Annotated in this window: 9 protein-coding genes; 4 read left to right on the forward strand and 5 right to left on the reverse strand. The window is 45.4% G+C overall.

The features are described 5' to 3' along the window. Nucleotides 1–243: 243 nt before the first annotated feature. Both SHAL_RS07070 and xseA read right to left on the reverse strand, forming a co-directional pair. A complete protein-coding gene (locus SHAL_RS07070; protein ID WP_190273626.1) occupies nucleotides 244–1833 on the reverse strand; it encodes a methyl-accepting chemotaxis protein in 1590 nt (529 codons plus the stop codon). A gap of 535 nt (nucleotides 1834–2368) precedes the next feature. After that, the gene (xseA, locus tag SHAL_RS07075; RefSeq protein ID WP_012276482.1) at nucleotides 2369–3706 is read right to left on the reverse strand and encodes an exodeoxyribonuclease VII large subunit; all 1338 of its coding nucleotides are present in this window, start codon (nucleotides 3704–3706) and stop codon (nucleotides 2369–2371) included. A gap of 119 nt (nucleotides 3707–3825) precedes the next feature. On the opposite strand from xseA, the gene guaB reads away from it, so the two are divergent. Both guaB and guaA read left to right on the forward strand, forming a co-directional pair. Continuing rightward, nucleotides 3826–5298, forward strand: a complete 1473-nt coding sequence (gene guaB, locus SHAL_RS07080) for an IMP dehydrogenase (RefSeq protein WP_012276483.1) — start codon at nucleotides 3826–3828, stop codon at nucleotides 5296–5298. A 124-nt stretch (nucleotides 5299–5422) separates the two neighbouring features. After that, nucleotides 5423–7000, forward strand: coding sequence for a glutamine-hydrolyzing GMP synthase (gene guaA, locus SHAL_RS07085; RefSeq protein WP_012276484.1), 1578 nt, complete (start codon nucleotides 5423–5425; stop codon nucleotides 6998–7000). A 136-nt stretch (nucleotides 7001–7136) separates the two neighbouring features. Here the strand turns inward: guaA and SHAL_RS23035 are convergent, their stop codons facing one another. Then, the gene (locus SHAL_RS23035) at nucleotides 7137–7331 is read right to left on the reverse strand and encodes a hypothetical protein (protein ID WP_150102071.1); all 195 of its coding nucleotides are present in this window, start codon (nucleotides 7329–7331) and stop codon (nucleotides 7137–7139) included. A 207-nt stretch (nucleotides 7332–7538) separates the two neighbouring features. Here SHAL_RS23035 and tadA point away from each other — a divergent pair, with 207 nt between their 5' ends. Continuing rightward, nucleotides 7539–8060, forward strand: coding sequence for a tRNA adenosine(34) deaminase TadA (gene tadA, locus SHAL_RS07095; protein WP_083758310.1), 522 nt, complete (start codon nucleotides 7539–7541; stop codon nucleotides 8058–8060). Here the strand turns inward: tadA and SHAL_RS23225 are convergent. Together SHAL_RS23225 and mltF are read right to left on the reverse strand one after the other, a co-directional pair. Continuing rightward, complete coding sequence (locus tag SHAL_RS23225; RefSeq protein WP_190273627.1) at nucleotides 8050–8187, reverse strand: hypothetical protein; 138 nt, start codon at nucleotides 8185–8187, stop codon at nucleotides 8050–8052. The genes tadA and SHAL_RS23225 overlap by 11 nt on opposite strands. A gap of 195 nt (nucleotides 8188–8382) precedes the next feature. Continuing rightward, nucleotides 8383–9810, reverse strand: coding sequence for a membrane-bound lytic murein transglycosylase MltF (mltF, locus tag SHAL_RS07100; RefSeq protein WP_012276486.1), 1428 nt, complete (start codon nucleotides 9808–9810; stop codon nucleotides 8383–8385). 304 nt (nucleotides 9811–10114) lie between these two features. Between mltF and purL the strand changes: the two genes are divergently transcribed. Then, entirely contained in the window at nucleotides 10115–13996 is a 3882-nt protein-coding gene (purL, locus tag SHAL_RS07105; protein ID WP_012276487.1) for a phosphoribosylformylglycinamidine synthase, read from the forward strand. Nucleotides 13997–14982: the final 986 nt, after the last annotated feature.

Raw genomic sequence — 14982 nt, forward strand, 5'->3', positions numbered from 1 at the left:
ATGGAGCATTAATAACCACGTGATCACGACATTCGGACATCCAGTTCCGCCCCCGCCGATTGATAAGCATGAAGCTGCAGTATCTGCACATAAGCACGCGGCAGGCGATTAGTAACCATGAAGTTACTAGTTCAAACACACTAGTATGTAGCACCACCCCAAGAATGAATGTAACCAAGCTTCACTCAAAGGTTAAGCTGCTTTGGGGCAAAACTCTTCAAATGAAGTTTGAACCTAACGTCATTAACTAACTTGAGTCTTAAAGCTGCCAACTAGCTGTTTTAACCTCTTGGTCGTCTGCGCTAAATTATGGCTCTGCTTTGAGATCTGCTGCGAACCATCATAAATTGATGACGTCATGGTCGAGATATCGTGTACACTTTTGTTCATCTCTTCGGCAACGGTATTTTGTTCCTCTGTTGCCGTCGCTATTTGCAAGTTCATACTCTCAACCGATTGAATTGATTCAACGATGCCATCGATGCTTGTGCCTGCAACTCTAGCGATTTCAGAGGCGTTAGATGCTTCATTTACACCAAGCTCTATTGACGCGACAGCGCTATTGGCACCGGTTTGCAACTGCTCAATTATCTGCTTGATATCCTCAAGCGAGGTTGAGGTTCTCTGTGCTAATCCCCTAACTTCATCGGCAACCACGGCGAAACCGCGTCCTGATTCACCGGCTCTAGCTGCTTCGATGGCAGCATTCAATGCTAAAAGATTGGTTTGTTGGGCAATACCCGATATGACGTTTAGTACCTGATCGATATTTTCTGATGCCTTGTTCACTTCGTGGATCACGTTTGATGCTTGGTCGATATGCTGGTGTACATTAAGGATCTGTTCTACCGTATTGTTGACAGCCCTATGCCCCTCATGGGCGCTGGTATTAACCTTTACTGCGGCGTCTGACGCCATCACGGCATTTTCTGCAACGTCTTGAACCGTCGCTGTCATCTCATTAATCGCGGTGGCAAGCATCTCGGTATTACTGAGTTGAGATTCAATGGCACTGTTACTGCTTTGCGTGACTTCTTGTAAGTCTTCGGCGCTGGAGTTTATCTGAGCGATAATCTTCTTTTCTTCGGCGATAATCACTTCGAGCTTAGATACGAACAGGTTAAATGCTTTGGCAACGCCACCTAATTCGTCATCTTTTTCCACCTCTATTCTTACGCTAAGATCGCCTTCACCTTCAGCTATCTCTGTCATCGTTTGATTGAGTGTCAGTAGTGGAGGAATAAGTGAGCGATAAAGCCATAACAGCACAAACGTAATAACCAATGCAACCAGCAAGAGCCCGGTAACGGTAGCCATTGTCGCCGAGCTAATCGCTCCATTGATCCGCGAACTGTATTCCTGTGTGAGTGCTTGATAATGTTTATCGAGCACTTCAAAGCCTTCTAATGCAGCCTTGTCGCTTATCTTCGCTACTGAATCGACATATTGTGGTGACTCCCCGTCAGCAAAAAAATGACTAATACGTTTGCTGTTTGAATAATAGTTACTAGCAACTTCAGTGATTGAATCTAGAGCCTTGCTTTCTTGTGGGCTTACGCCTTCAAGTAGCTGGTACTTTGCAATATCATCGAGTAGGTTTTTGAAGTCATTTTCTATTTTTGGTAGGTACTTATCTTGTCCTCGCAAAACATAGTTCTTGAAATTGTGGATCATTCCGCCATAGCCAAAGTTTGCCTTAATACTCATCAATAGCTGTTGGCGCATGGAGACTTGCTCTTGATAACTGCTCCAGCTTTTGGAAAGGGGATATATGGAGTAAAAGGTGTAGCTGCCGCAAACTGTAATAAGCGTCAAGATGAGCGCAACCATCATGATTATCTTTTTTCTAATTGTGAGCTGAGTTTTCATACAAGTCCTTTTGTATATCTCTTGGGGGAGACTAAGAGGCGGTGAAATGTAAATGTTTAAATTATCTGTAAATACCTGTTTTACACAGGAGCCATATTAAGAGTCGTACACATTGGTGATAACTCAAGTGAGTCGAGTGATTTAATTGATGCAGATCAATCACCACTAGAGTGATTTGAGTGATAGGTTGTGAGGAGAGAGCCCATAGAGGAGGGTTAGTTAGGAGGGGGAGTTCTTATCCGCAATGTTAACTCTCGAATATGAAGCGTTAGCGATTTTTAAAATAGCCGAGGGAAATAAGTCGTCTAGTGCGCTGAGGATTTATTCTTATCAAATAATGAGCGGGGAACAAGCGCTTTCCCCTTAGCTTAACTCTTAACAAAATAAAGGGGCGAAGCGCCACGACTTTTTATCAAACTTTTATCAAACGAAGTTTGAACAAAAATTTCGTTTGAACAAAAATTTTCGAATGAAGTTTGAATCTAACTTCAAAGTAAAGTTAACCCACTTCAACCACAGTGGAAGTCACACTCCCATCACGTAACCGTGTGGTAAGCGTATCCCCCACACACGTATCACTCGGTGATTGCACCACTTTTCCCTCACCCGTTAAGGTGATGCTGTAGCCGCGACTGAGTGTGGCTAACGGACTCACAGTATCTAACTGCTGCGCACGGTGGGCGAGGCGCTGCTCACTCATCTTTAACTTATCAATCATGGCACCATTGAGCTTGGCACTGAGATAACTCAAACGCTGGGCTTCAAGGTCGAGCCTATGCTGCGGCGACTGACTGGCTAGTCGGCTACTTAGGTTCTGTTGCTTTAAGGTATAAGCATGTAACTTGGTTTGCATTGCTTGTTGTAGGCGCAGCTGCATCTCATCAAAGCTTTGCTCGTACATCTGCAGACGGCGCTGCGGATCTTGTTTTTGCAGGCGATGTTCACAAGCTTGCAGTTGATTTTGCTTCTTTAACTGATAATGCTGCCAGCTCTGTTTTAGGCGCGATAACTGCGATAACAGCTTTTGTGCCTTGTTGTCGGCATCTTTCGATAATAGCTCTGCGCCAGCAGAGGGGGTCGGGGCGCGAAGGTCGGCAACATAATCACTAATGGTCATGTCCACTTCGTGGCCGACGGCCGATACTACAGGAATACCGCTGTTATAGAGGGTATGCGCTAAGCCTTCGTCGTTAAAACTCCATAAGTCCTCTAATGAGCCGCCGCCACGGGTGACCAGTAATACATCCACCTCGCGACGAGAGTTAGCCAGGTTGATGGCATCACAAATACTTTTTGCGGCGTCTGTGCCTTGCACAGGAGTCGGGTAGATGATGACTTCAATGGAGGCGTCACGGCGCGCCAGTACATGCAAGATGTCGCGAATGGCCGCGCCAGTGGGTGAGGTGACCACACCAATTCTTTGGATATTTGCGGGCAGGGACCGCTTAGTGTCGCTGGCAAACAATCCTTCTGCGGCAAGTTTCATCTTTAATGCTTCATACTGCTGAGCTAGCAGACCGTCTCCTGCTGGCAGCATCGACTCAATAAGCAGCTGGTAGTCACCACGGGGCTCGTAAACGCTGATATTGCCCTTAACTAATACTTGCTGGCCGTTGGCAGGACGAAAGGTGACGGCTTGGTTACGGCCCTTAAACATGGCACAACGAATTTGGGAGAAATTGTCCTTGAGCGTTAAATACCAATGGCCAGATCCCGGTGCGGCAAAGTTTGAAATTTCAGCATTTAGCCATATACGGCCAAGCTGACCCTCTAAAAGTTGTCTAACTTCACCATTGAGGCGAGAGACGGTATAAACATCGTTTTTTGGGGTTTTCATAATTTTTTACACACAAATGCGAATTAATGTCTATTTTCCATTTACCAACCCATATATGCAAGGTATAATCTCGCCGCAATATTTCACCTCTAATTCCTAATCTCTTGGGGAGATGTTGCATGTTAAGATTGAAAAAAGAAGCGTTAACTTTTGATGATGTGTTGCTGGTTCCGGCACACTCTACCGTCCTCCCAAATACAGCTGTTTTAAAAACACGCCTGACGAATAAGATTGAGTTGAATACTCCGATCGTTTCTGCTGCTATGGATACTGTTACTGAAGCTCGCTTGGCAATTGCTATTGCGCAAGAAGGTGGCTTAGGTTTTATCCATAAAAACATGACGATTGAGCAACAAGCTGAAGAAGTTCGCAAAGTAAAAATTTACGAAGCGGGCATCGTTCAGCAGCCAGTGACCGTGACTCCTACTACTACACTAGCCGATCTTAAGTTATTGACTGAGAAAAATGGTTTCGCAGGTTACCCTGTAGTAAACGAAGCTAACGAATTAGTGGGTATCATTACTGGTCGTGACGTACGCTTTATCACTGACTGGTCTCGTACGGTTGACCAAGTGATGACACCTAAAGAGCGCCTAGTGACAGTTCTAGAAGGGACTAAACTGGATGAAGTTCAAAAGCTGATGCATTCTCACCGTGTTGAGAAAGTTTTGGTTGTTGATGATAACTTCAAGCTTAAAGGCCTTATCACAGTAAAAGATTTCCAAAAAGCTGAGCGTAAGCCAAACGCATGTAAAGACGAGTTAGGTCGTTTACGTGTTGGCGCTGCTGTTGGTGCGGGCCCGGGTAACGAAGCGCGTGTTGACGCACTGGTACTCGCTGGTGTTGATATCTTGCTTATTGACTCATCACACGGACATTCAGAAGGCGTTTTACAACGTATTCGTGATACGCGTGCTAAATATCCTGACTTACAGATTGTGGGCGGTAACGTCGCGACGGCTGAAGGTGCAATCGCACTGGTTGAAGCGGGCGTAAACGCAGTTAAAGTGGGTATTGGTCCTGGCTCTATCTGTACGACTCGTATCGTAACAGGTGTGGGTGTACCACAAATTACAGCAGTATCTGATGCTGCTGCTGCGGTTAAACACCTTGATATCCCAGTGATTGCCGATGGCGGTATTCGTTTCTCTGGTGACCTAGCTAAAGCATTAGCAGCGGGTGCATCATGCATCATGGCGGGTTCTATGTTTGCTGGTACTGAAGAAGCTCCGGGTGAAACTGAGCTATATAACGGCCGCGCTTATAAGTCATACCGTGGTATGGGTTCACTAGGTGCAATGACACAGACTCAAGGTTCGTCTGACCGTTATTTCCAAAGTGATAACGCTGCAGACAAGCTAGTACCTGAAGGTATTGAAGGTCGTGTTGCTTACAAAGGTAAGCTAAAAGAGATCATTCACCAGCACATGGGCGGTTTACGTTCATGCATGGGCCTAACGGGTTGTGCAACCATTAAAGAGCTAAACGAGAAAGCGGAATTTGTTAAAATCACTGCAGCGGGTATGGGCGAGTCTCATGTTCACGACGTGACTATCAGCAAAGAAGCGCCTAACTATAGCCCTCGTTCTTAATTAGAGTTTTTAGATATTAAAGGCGACAGATAAAGTCGCCTTTAAATTAAGCCAAGTAGAAGGTTCGCAGAGTACTCACTGCTTGGTTAGTTAACAATGAAGAAAAATAGACATAAGGTACCCCATGAGCAACATTCATGAGCATAAGATCCTCATTTTAGATTTTGGATCGCAATACACTCAACTGATCGCCCGTCGTATTCGTGAAATCGGTGTGTATTGTGAACTTTGGGCTTGGGATGTTTCTGAAGAGCAAATTCGTGAATTTGCTCCAAACGGCATTATCTTAGCCGGTGGCCCTGAAAGTGTTACCGCTGAGAACTCACCACGCGCTCCAGAATATGTGTTTAACGCTGGCGTACCAGTACTCGGTATTTGTTACGGCATGCAAACCATGTCTGAGCAGCTTGGCGGTAAAGTGATCCAAGGTGTGGGTGAAGGTGAGTTTGGTTACGCTCAAGTAGAAGTACAAACTGAATCTGCACTATTTAAAGCTATCGAAGATGCGGTTAGCGAAACGGGCAAGCCACTACTTGATGTATGGATGAGCCACGGTGACAAGGTGTCTGCAATTCCTGAAGGTTTTGTTGCCGTTGCTAAAACTGAAACTTGTCCGTTTGCCGCTATGGCCAATGAAGATAAGCAGTTCTACGGCGTTCAGTTCCACCCTGAAGTGACTCACACTCGTCAAGGTAAGCGCATGCTTGAGCATTTTGCTCTAGAAATTTGTGCTTGTGCTGCAAACTGGAAACCTGCTTCAATCATCGAAGATGCGATTGAGCGCTTAAAAGCTCAGATCGGTGATGATGAAGTTATCTTAGGTCTATCTGGTGGTGTGGATTCATCCGTTGTTGCTATGCTACTACACCGCGCGATTGGCGATAAGCTAACTTGTGTGTTCGTTGATAACGGACTACTGCGTCTTAACGAAGCTGAGCAAGTCATGGAGATGTTTGGTGATCATTTTGGTCTAAACATCGTTCATGTTGATGCTGAAAACCGTTTCTTAGATGCAATGGCTGGCGAAGCTGAGCCTGAAGCAAAGCGTAAGATCATCGGCCGCGTATTTGTTGAAATCTTCGATGAAGAGTCAAAGAAATGCGTTAACGCTAAATGGCTAGCTCAAGGCACTATCTATCCAGATGTGATTGAGTCTGCAGGTAGCGCAACCGGCAAGGCACATTGCATTAAGTCTCACCATAACGTTGGCGGTTTGCCTGATGATATGGAAATGGGTCTGGTTGAGCCATTACGTGAACTATTTAAAGATGAAGTACGTAAGATAGGTCTAGAGTTAGGCCTTCCATACAATATGCTTTATCGTCATCCGTTCCCAGGACCAGGTCTTGGTGTACGTGTACTTGGCGAAGTAAAGAAAGAGTACTGTGACTTGCTACGTTTAGCCGATGCGATTTTTATCGAAGAGCTACATAAAGCCGACCTTTATAACAAGGTTAGCCAAGCATTTACCGTGTTCCTACCAGTACGCTCTGTTGGCGTAATGGGCGATGGTCGTAAGTACGACTGGGTTGTATCACTACGTGCAGTTGAAACTATCGACTTTATGACAGCGCATTGGGCACACCTACCTTATGATTTCCTAGGTCGTGTATCTAACCGTATCATTAATGAAGTAAACGGTATTTCTCGTGTAGTTTACGATATTTCAGGTAAGCCACCAGCAACGATTGAATGGGAATAATGGCTCAGGCCTAACCCCCAAACGTTCAGACTCATACCGATGAGAAAAGCGCGCACATAGCAATATGTGCGCGCTTTTTTATACCAGCGATTTGGCCAAACAAGCCTGTGTTGAACTAAAGAAGCTGTAATTGGGGTTAATGAAAATCACCGATAGATGACTCACTCGGGATTAATACCAATTGCATTAAATATTTAATCAATTCAGAAGCGCTCAAGCTTTTCAATTCAAGGCGCATGGACGACAGAATGGTTATTCCCTTGTGAGTCGATGCAAAGCAGAAGTGGAATGCTTGAGCGCTTCCCACAGGGTGGGTTTCAAAGCACTGCATGCTGCGCCGTAAACTATTGATATAGAATAACTATTAGCTTCAAGTTCCCAGCTTTCCTTCAGCGCTTTGAATTCCCACTGAATGAACAGATACTTAATGCAATTGGTATAAAGCTTGATATACTCCTGCGTCATGCAAATTAGCTATGCTTTTAAATAGTGTTGTTAGCAGTATTATTGGGTTTTAGATAAAGACTAGGGGCGTAGATTGTCACAAGAGCAACAGGATATTCATTTCATGAAAATGGCGATGGATATGGCGATAAAGGCGGAAGAGAAGGGCGAAGTGCCTGTTGGTGCGGTTTTAGTTAAAGATGGAGAAGTACTCAGCGCTGGATTTAACTTCAGCATTGGTTTACATGACCCTAGTGCTCATGCAGAAATGCAGTGTTTGCGCCAAGCTGGACAGATAATGCAAAACTACCGTTTACTCGACACAACCCTGTACGTGACGCTTGAGCCCTGTGCCATGTGCGCTGGTGCCATAGTGCACTCTCGGATCGGCCGTTTAGTATTCGGCGCTAAAGACGAAAAAACGGGCGCCGCGGGTACCGTTATCGATATCGTGCGCCACAGTGCTTTTAACCATCAGGTTGAAGTTAGCTCTGGCGTGCTTGAATCTGAGTGTAGCGAGCAACTCAGCGCTTTTTTCAAGCGCCGAAGAAAAGAGATCAAAGCTGCGAAAGTCTTGGCTAAGCAGCAGGCCCTAAACGCTGACGTTAAAGATTAAAGAAACCGTCTTCTGATGGCTTAATAAATGCGAAGAACTGTTTCTGTCTATTAAGGACTTTTAGGTGGCGCGTTTTTAACTGGCAACGACGGCGCGCCGCGACATTATTAATTGTTTTTTTTCTCATATCGACCTCACTTATGTTGACACTTAAGAGCTTTAGCAATTTACTCTATAAAAGTCTATCTGAGTGTGGCTAATCTTTGATGAATTCGTTCAAAACTAGCTAAGTAGTGTGCTGTTTGCCTGAAAAACGCTCAATTCTGCGGTTTTGTTATCGCATGAGTTTTGAGCGGGGGTGTTTGACTCAAGGCTGTCTAGCTCAAGGTTGTTGCGGTTGTGCAGCTTCAGTCTTTTGCTCAAGGTTTTCTGCCATTTGAATGTTTTCTTTCTTTAATTCTAATAACATATTCTGGTTATCTATCCACACTAGGGTGTCGTAGTAGCGACGAATGCTATCGACATAATGTACCGCTTCATTGCCACGAGCATAACCGTAACGGGTTTTTTTGTAGTATTTACGCTTTTGCAGCAGTGGTAAGACTGATTTCACATCGCGCCATGCACTCGGATTTAATCCTTGAGTCTGTGCCAGTTTGCGCGCATCTTCAACATGACCAAGTCCAATATTGTAGGATGCGAGGGCAAACCACATGCGCTGGCTATCTGGAATAGACTCTGGGAGTCGCTCAAGCATGCTATTAAGGTATTTGGCGCCACCTTGAATACTCTGGTATGGATCGAGACGGTTTTTAATGCCGACTTGTTTAGCGGTGGGCAAGGTGAGCATCATCAGGCCACGCACGCCAGTGGGTGAACGTGCATTCGGATTCCAATGAGACTCTTGATAAGCCGTCGCCGCGAGCTTGCGCCAATCAATATCTCCGGCGTACTTCTCGAAGGTACTTTGGTACTTTGGTAGTTTATTGTCGATAGCACGAATAAAAGCGCGGGTATCGACATAATCAAAGCGTTTTACATGGGCAAAGTATTTCTCATTGAGATGCGCTAAGGTGCCGCTACGTTTTTCTATATGCCAAAATGCCAATAATTGGCTCATTAACTTGTCGCTATTATTCGCAGGGAGCAGCCATACCACAGGTTGTTTCTTTTTCAGCACTAACCCTTCACGCAGTTCAGGCATAAAACGTCTGTTGATGTCTAAACTGGTTGAATCTGCAATGGTATAAGGGATGTCTCCAGCGGCGATCATGGTGAGTAATTCTTCCGCATCTTTATCTTTTTCTTGGTTCCACACCAAGTCTGGATTGGACTTTTGTAGATCAGTTAAGGTATCTACAAAGGAGGAGTCGGTAATGACGGTGATTTCACCGTTGAGCGAATTAATGTTCTTAGGTACAGGGGTACCCTGACGGTAAACCAAGACTTGATCAACGCGATAAAGTGGTGGGCCAACCCTAAACTGTTCTCGTCTGGCCGGTGTATCACCAAGGCCTGCGGCAATGATATCAATTTCGCCACTTCGCATTGCTGCATACAGTTCACTAATATTGGCAAAGGCTCTCATTTTTAATTTAAGATTGAGGTATTTAGCGAACCGCTCTGCCATTTCATAGTCGTAACCTGAGTCGCCCTGACCTGAGGTGAAATAAATCTGTGGGCCATATAGCGTACCAACAACTAACTCGGTTGGCTCAGGGATAAAGACTGGCTCTTCTTGTTCCACGACAACCTTCTGGCAGGCAGCCAGTAAGGTGATACAGCATAGAATAAGTAACAGTTTTTTCATCGATTATTTTTGTCAGCGCTTAACTTAAATTATTAAGAAAATAAAGAAATAGCCGTCGATTATAACACATTCTTGGTTGCCGTAAAAAAATGGCGTGTTTACTGTTGCTGTTAGATCCAGTATGACTCTAAATCGCTTTTTTGCATGAAATTCGCTCATCAACGAACTAATAAAATAGCCGGTCTTTTTCCTGTACAGGAAACACTGTTTTCTATAGCGACGGCTGGTGATTTGTGACAAACATTTCCCTATAATAGCGCCAGATCTGACCCTGCAATTATAATTAATAAGGTGAAAAGACGTGATGGAGATCATCCGCGGAGCCCCTGCACTTTCGGCGTTTAGAGTACAGAAGCTGATGCAAGCTTGTGAATCGGCAGCACTGCCAGTGCGCCAAATCTATGCCGAGTTTATCCATTTAGCCGATTTGAATGAGTCGCTAAATGAAAAAGAAAGTCAACAGCTTGAAAAAATCCTCACCTACGGCCCCGCTATTGAAGCGCACACGCCAGAAGGCAATCTCCACTTCGTAACACCCCGTCCCGGTACCATCTCTCCTTGGTCATCAAAAGCAACTGATATCGCCCACAATTGTGGTCTGAATAAGGTTAAGCGCCTAGAGCGTGGCATTGCCTATTATGTGGTGACTGACGAATTAACTAGTGAACAAACTAAAACATTAACTGCATTGCTACATGACCGCATGGTCGAAGTGCTCTTGCCAAGCTTTGATGCAGCAAGTGTATTGTTTGCACGTACACAGCCGGCAAAATTTAATAGCGTTGATGTATTAGGTGAAGGTCGAGTCGCGCTTGAGAAGGCTAACACTCAGTTAGGCTTGGCACTCGCCGATGATGAAATTGACTATCTCGTTGAGAACTTCAACCGTCTAGGTCGCAACCCGAACGACATCGAGCTGATGATGTTTGCTCAGGCAAACTCAGAGCATTGTCGTCATAAGATCTTTAACGCTGATTGGACAATCGATGGCGAAGTTCAGCCAAAGTCATTGTTCAAGATGATTAAGAATACCTTCGAGAAGACGCCTGACAACGTGTTATCAGCTTATAAAGATAACGCCGCGGTAATGACGGGCTCAACTGCTGGTCGCTTCTTCCCGAAACAAGATGGTGTTTATGGCTACCACACTGAGCCAATGCATATCTTGATGAAAGTTGAAACCCATAACCACCCAACAGCCATTAGCCCTTATCCCGGCGCTGCGACAGGCAGCGGCGGCGAAATTCGCGATGAAGGGGCAACGGGCCGCGGCTCTAAGCCAAAGGCGGGTTTAACGGGCTTTAGCGTGTCAAACCTTAAGATCCCTGGTTTTGTTCAGCCATGGGAAGCCGATTACGGCAAGCCAGATCGTATCGTAACGGCGCTTGATATTATGACCGAAGGGCCATTAGGCGGCGCGGCATTTAATAACGAATTTGGTCGTCCGGCACTTGTGGGTTACTTCCGTACCTACGAGCAGGAAGTGAACAGCCATAATGGTGTTGAAGTACGCGGTTATCACAAGCCTATTATGCTTGCTGGTGGCTTAGGCAATATTCGCGAAGAGCATGTGCAAAAAGGTGAGATCACCGTTGGCGCTAAGCTAGTCGTGCTTGGCGGTCCTGCGATGAACATCGGTTTGGGCGGCGGCGCGGCATCATCGATGACTTCGGGTCAGTCGAGTGAAGATTTAGATTTCGCTTCTGTACAGCGTGAAAACCCAGAGATGGAGCGTCGTTGTCAGGAAGTGATCGATCGCTGTTGGCAGATGGGTGAAGACAACCCAATCCAGTTTATCCACGACGTGGGGGCGGGTGGATTATCCAATGCCTTCCCTGAACTGGTTAATGATGGTGAGCGTGGCGGCAAGTTCGAGCTACGTAAAGTACCGTCAGATGAGCCAGGAATGAGTCCGCTCGAGATCTGGTGTAATGAGTCACAAGAGCGTTATGTGATGTCAATTGCGCCTGAAAACATTGAGCTATTTACCCAGATTTGTCAGCGTGAGCGCGCTCCATTTGCCGTCGTCGGTGTCGCAACCGAAGAGAAAGAGTTGGTTTTAAGTGATGAGCACTTTGAAAATCACCCAATCGATCTGCCACTAGAGGTGTTATTAGGCAAAGCGCCTAAGATGAGCCGCGATGTAGTGAGTGCTAAAGCTAACTCTGCTGCCCTTGACCAGTCAGGTATTGACGTTCAACAAGCGGCGTACCGTTTACTGCGTTTGCCTACCATTGCTGAGAAGACTTTCCTGATCACCATTGGTGATAGAACGGTTACCGGCCTAGTTAACCGCGATCAGATGGTGGGTCCTTGGCAGGTACCCGTAGCCGATTGTGCGGTTACCGCATCGAGCTATGACTCATACACGGGTGAAGCCATGTCAATCGGCGAGCGCACGCCGCTTGCACTACTGGACTTTGGCGCCTCTGCACGTATGGCGGTTGCCGAGTCAATCTTGAATATCGCCGGTACCGATATCGGTTCATTCAAGCGTATCAAGTTATCTGCAAACTGGATGTCTCCAGCAGGTCACCCTGGTGAAGATGCCGGTCTGTATGAAGCAGTAAAAGCGATTGGTGAAGAGTTGTGCCCTGATTTGTCTTTAACCATTCCAGTGGGTAAAGACTCAATGTCGATGAAAACAGCGTGGGAAGAGAACGGCGTACAGAAAACCGTGACTTCACCGATGTCGCTTGTCATTACTGCATTTGGTGTGGTGCAAGATGTGCGTAACACCGTAACACCTGAGCTTCGCAGCGATAAAGGCGACACAGACCTGTTACTGCTCGATCTGGGTTTAGGTCAAAATCGTTTAGGTGGCTCTTGTTTAGCCCAGGTTTACAGTGAGCTTGGTGATATCGCGCCAGATCTTGATAACTCAGCGACCCTAAAAGGCTTCTTCGAGGTTATTCAGCCTCTAGTGGCCGATAAGTCTGTGATTGCTTATCACGATAGAAGTGATGGCGGCCTTTACACCACGCTAGTTGAGATGGCATTTGCCGGTCATACAGGCTTGAATATCGACTTGAGCGCATTAAGTGGCACAGACGTTGAACGTCTATTTAACGAAGAGCTTGGCGCGGTTATTCAGGTTCGCCGTGAAGATGCTGCAGCGATCACAGCTAAGTTTGCCGCCGCTGGTGTGCCTTGTCACAAGGTAGCTGAACTGACTGACGCAGATACCATTGCTATCTTCGATGGGATGCGTGAAGTGTTAACCGAGACGCGTACCTCGCTACGTACCATTTGGGCTGAAACTACCTACCGCATGCAGGCGCTACGTGACAACCCTGAGTGTGCGAAAGAAGAGTTTGAGCTTAAGCAAGACACTAAGGATTTAGGTCTGACGGTTGACTTGAGTTTCGACCCAAGTGAAGATGTTGCCGCGCCATTTATCCTTAAAGGCGCTGCACCTAAGATGGCTATCCTACGTGAGCAGGGCGTTAACTCGCATATCGAAATGGCGGCGGCATTTGACCGTGCCGGTTTCGAATCTACAGACGTTCACATGAGTGACATCTTAAGCGGCCGTATTAGCCTAGAAGAATTCCAAGGCCTAGTGGCTTGTGGTGGCTTCTCTTACGGTGACGTACTAGGCGCGGGTGAAGGCTGGGCTAAGTCAATTTTGTTTAACCAGCGTGCTCGTGAGCAGTTTAGTCAGTTCTTTGAGCGTAATAATAGCTTCTCGCTAGGTGTATGTAACGGTTGTCAGATGCTGTCTAACCTTAAAGAGATCATTCCTGGTACCGAGTTGTGGCCACACTTCGTTCGTAACCGCTCAGAGCGTTTCGAGGCGCGTTTTAGTTTAGTTGAAGTGCAGAAGAGTCCGTCATTGTTCTTCCAAGGCATGGAAGGCTCACGTATGCCTATTGCCGTATCACACGGTGAAGGCCGCGCTGAGTTTGCATCAGCTGAAGCATTAGCCGCAGCAGAAGCCTCAGGCACGATTGCGCTGCGTTACGTCGATGGTAATGGTCAGATTGCGACTCAATACCCTCAAAACCCGAATGGTTCGCCTAATGCAATTACTGCATTGAGCTCAACCGACGGTCGAGTCACGATTATGATGCCGCACCCTGAGCGTGTATTTAGAACCGTTGCTAACTCATGGCATCCTGAGTCTTGGGGTGAAGATAGCCCTTGGATGAGAATGTTCCGAAACGTGAGAAAGTCAGTCGGTTAATTAACTAAAAACTTAATTACGAACAATTCGTTTGCTAAAAAAAGCCCCTAATTTGTAGGGGCTTTTTTTTGCTTTAGGTTTACCGTCGATAAAACGATTACTAAACAATAGATTAATCTTTATTTAGTGCTCCATGTAATACTTAATAAAGGCATTTTGACTCTGTTGTTAATAGTTTATTGAGAACATAGAGTTATTACTAATTTTAATGCGGGTGTGTCGAATATTGACTTACAGAGTCGCAGATATAAAAAAAGCCCTCCTTGTTTCCAAGAAGGGCCGCTTTGCGCTAACAAAACTTCAAGATAAATCTTGCATTACAAACTGCTGTTTACAGCTCTCTAGAAGTATAAAGTTCAACAAAAACACGCTGATAGCTAACAACTAGACGCTCGAATAATTTTGTCATAATGGTATCTCCACATAGATTGATGATTTAAGCGGAGTTAGTCTCTGCCGGGCTACGTCACCGGATTTAGAAGACTGTCTCCTTAACTTGGTGCACATTTTAGGCGAGTGTTAGTTTTTCATCAAGCGAGAAAAATTGCATTCAACCATTACTTAACCTAATCCGAAATTTGTTTGTTTAATTCGCGCCCATCCAATCGCTTTTGGTAAGCGATTGTAATTTATCGAATTTATGTTTTTGTGTGTTTTCTTGTGAATTGATTTTCAATATGAATACTGTTGCTAAAGTTGTTAACAATTGCGTTTTTATGGGTTTTGTGTCGAATATTTTATTTAACAGCTTAAAAAAGTACTTTTGTTTACTTTTTAACCGCTCCTAGCATGTTTTCTTTGCGTCGTCAATCTGCAGGTGTGTAGAACTGTGGTCTTCACCTCAAAACCCATTGAAACCGAATGCATTGATTGATTTGAATCAATTTTGAATGTTATAAAATCCCGGTGGACAGCTCTATTTCTTATTGCAAGTGACTGATATTAACTAATTTGTTTGTTTTTTATCTGCATATTTGGGATGAGTA

This window comes from Shewanella halifaxensis HAW-EB4, assembly GCF_000019185.1.
In the GTDB taxonomy this organism is placed as follows: domain Bacteria; phylum Pseudomonadota; class Gammaproteobacteria; order Enterobacterales; family Shewanellaceae; genus Shewanella; species Shewanella halifaxensis.